The sequence below is a fragment of the Dietzia sp. B19 genome (assembly GCF_014145155.1).
Lineage (GTDB): Bacteria > Actinomycetota > Actinomycetes > Mycobacteriales > Mycobacteriaceae > Dietzia > Dietzia natronolimnaea.
This window is the reverse complement of sequence record NZ_JAALED010000017.1, coordinates 1-3020: the sequence shown is the minus strand read 5'-3', so window position 1 is coordinate 3020 and position 3020 is coordinate 1. Positions and strand designations below refer to the sequence as shown.

Genomic DNA, 3020 nt, shown 5'->3' with positions numbered 1-3020 from the left:
GGCTCCGACCCTGGCGGACGCTCCCGAGACCGCCGTAGCCGAGGCCACCGGGGTGCAGCAGCCGCGGCTCGCCGGTGCTCGCGGTCACATCCCGGCGCTCGAGGGTCTCCGCGGCCTCGCGGCGATCGGCATCATCACCACCCACGTCGCGTTCGTGACCCGGATGTCCTACGGGACGCCGGTGCGCCGCCTCTACGGTCGTCTGGACATGCTGGTCGCGGTGTTCTTCGCCAAGACCGGCTTCCTGCTGTGGCGGGCACACTCCGACCACGCCCGCCGCGACCGGCCGGGAACGGCCCGCGCGGTGATCCCCTACCTGCGGGCCCGGCTCGTGCGAATCATGCCCGCGTACTCAGTGCTCGTCGCCGTCGCCATGGTGCTCCTCCCCCAGAACCGGATCAACGGCCCCGTGGTCTGGCTGCGCAACCTCACCCTGACGCAGATCTACCAGCGGAGGTTTCTCGTCTCCGGGCTCACGCACGCCTGGTCACTCGCGGTCGAGATGGCCTACTACCTGGCGCTCCCGGCGCTGTGGACCGGGATGAGGAACCTGCGGGGCGACAGGGCCCGATGGCGGCTGCCCGCCGTCGGCGCCTTCGGGCTCTCCGGCCTGCTGTTCCCGCTGATCCCCTGGCAGCGCCTGCGGCTCCTGCCCAGGGGCATCAACGTCCAGATCCTGCCGCCGGCGTTCTCCGCCTGGTTCGCCTCCGGGATGCTGCTGGCCGAGCTGGCCACCGCCCGCCCGGGACTGCTCGCCCGACTGAGCCGGGCATCCTATGCCAGGTGGGGTTGGTGGACGGCCGGCGCCGGGGCGCTGCTCGCCACCACGTCGACCCGCTGGTTCTCCGAGGGCTTCCACCACCCGAGCGGCCGCGAGTACGCCGCGCGCAACGGGCTCACCGCGGCGATGGCGTTCTACTTCCTCGGGCCGGTCGTCCTGGCCCCGGCGGGCACGCGCTTCCGCATCCTGGAGTCGGCACCCCTTCAGGCGATCGGCCGCTGGTCGTACGGGATCTTCCTCTGGCACCTGATCGTGCTGCACTACGCGTTCCCGCTCACCCGCACCTCGCTGTGGACCCGGCGGATGGGCGTGATCTGGCCCGTAACCGTGGTCGGGTCGATCGCAGTGGGCGCGGCCAGTTACCGGTTCATCGAGGAACCGGCGCGAAAGCTCCTCTCTCCGCACGCCTGAATTCGGCGCCGAGTTCTCGTAGGGTGAGCCGCACGACCGCGGACAGGCGCGCGGTCACGACGAAGGAGAACAGACATGGGTTACATCGGCGGCGGAGTGGTTCTTGTGGTGATCGGCGCGATACTCATGTACGCGGTCGAGGTCAACATTCCGGGTATCGACTCGAACACCCTCGCGGTGATCCTCATGGTGGCCGGCGTGGTGCTCTTCGTGATCGGTCTCCTGTTCGCGATGCGCTCCCGAAGCCGCCGGCTGCCGGACGATCGGTACTGAGCCCGGGCGTCGGTGGGCCGGGCGTCGACCGCTACCGCCTCCTCGGTCGTCTCACGTCTGAATCCACACGCGTGATCGTCATTCCCGGACGAGATGTCGCGTGTGGGTGAGCCTGCAGCGTGTGGATCCGACGGCTGAGGACTCCCGTCCTGGTGCGCCCGGGAGCGGAATCCGGAAGAGCGCGGAGAATTATTGTGCGAACCTGTCGATCTTGCGGCGGCTGTTCGTCATGGAGGTGTCGGCGCACAACACCGCGGCCGGCATCCACCACTCCCAGTCAGGAGATCGACATGAAGTACGTACTGCTGCTTATGGCCAACCTCGAGGACGTGCGCTGCGGCGAGGAGGAAGGGCCCGGCGTCGAGGAGTTCATGGCCTTCGACGCCGAGCTGGAGAAGGCCGGCGTCCTCGCCGGTGGCTTCGCTCTGGAGGACCCCGAGACCGGCGTCACGGTCAGGATCCCCGCGGGCGGGACGGACGCCGTCGTGACGTCCGGTCCGTACGCCGAGAGCAGGGAGTTCGTGGGCGGCACGATCGTCATCGACGTGGCGGACATCGACGAGGCGCTGGCCTGGGCCGCCAAGTGCCCCGGCGCCAGGGGCGGACGGGTCGAGGTCCGCGCGATGCTGGAGTTCTGATGCCGGACCGACGGGTCCGGGGCGACGCGGGGGTGACCCCGTGACCGCCCCGGGCCCGGCGGCGTCGGACGTGCTGGTCGCACTGCGGCGCGAGGAGCACTCGCGCCTCCTCGCCACGCTGGCGTCACGCTTCGGGGATCTGGATCTCGCGGAGGACGCGGCCCAGGACGCGCTCGAAGCGGCGATCGAGGCCTGGCCCCGTACCGGGGTGCCGGACTCCCCGCTCGCGTGGCTCACGACCACCGCCACCCGCAAGGCGATCGACCGGCTCCGGCGGGAGAAGGCGCTCACCGAGCGTCTCGCGCGTCTCCGGGTCGAGGAGGACCGACGAACCTCCGCGCCGCCGGTCCGTGCGGTCGTGGAACCGGACGAGATCCCTGACGACAGGCTCGAGCTGTTCTTCGCGTGCTGCCACCCCACGCTCAGGACCGACGAGCAGGTGGCGCTGATCCTGCGATACCTCGGCGGTCTGACGACGACGGAGATCGCCCACGCCTTCCTCCTCCCGGTGACGACGGTGCAGCAACGCCTGGTCCGGGCGAAGAAGCGCCTCCGGGTCACGCGGATCCCTATCCGCACGCCCGGCCCGGATGATCTGCCGGCTCGACTGCCCGCGGTGCTCGCGGTGATCTACCTGATCTTCACCGAGGGATACGCCGCGTCCACCGGTGACGGCCACCTGCGCGGGGACCTCACGACGGAGGCCATCCGCCTCGCCCGGATCGTGCACAGGCTCGTACCGGGGCAGCCGGAGGCGACGGGCCTGCTCGCGCTCCTGCTGCTCACCGAGGCACGCGCGCCGGCCAGGGTCGACGACGAGGGCCTCCCCGTCCCGCTGCGCGAGCAGGACAGGGACCGGTGGGACCGTCTGGCGTCGGATGAGGGGCTGGCCCTGGCGATGGAGGCCGCGGCCGGCG

4 protein-coding genes are annotated in these 3020 nt (G+C 70.8%); all 4 read left to right on the top strand.

The genetic code is table 11. The features are described 5' to 3' along the window. Positions 1-1192 (top strand): acyltransferase (locus G6020_RS00850; protein ID WP_182609342.1); only part of this gene is annotated, 1192 nt, incomplete at its 5' end. A gap of 75 nt (positions 1193-1267) precedes the next feature. Continuing rightward, complete coding sequence (locus tag G6020_RS00845; protein WP_182609341.1) at positions 1268-1465, top strand: hypothetical protein; 198 nt, start codon at positions 1268-1270, stop codon at positions 1463-1465. 290 nt (positions 1466-1755) lie between these two features. Beyond that, positions 1756-2103, top strand: coding sequence for a YciI family protein (locus G6020_RS00840; protein ID WP_179525288.1), 348 nt, complete (start codon positions 1756-1758; stop codon positions 2101-2103). Positions 2104-2143: 40 nt separating this feature from the next. Continuing rightward, positions 2144-3020, top strand: an 877-nt coding sequence (locus tag G6020_RS00835; RefSeq protein ID WP_182609340.1) for a sigma-70 family RNA polymerase sigma factor, incomplete at its 3' end; no start/stop codon positions are given.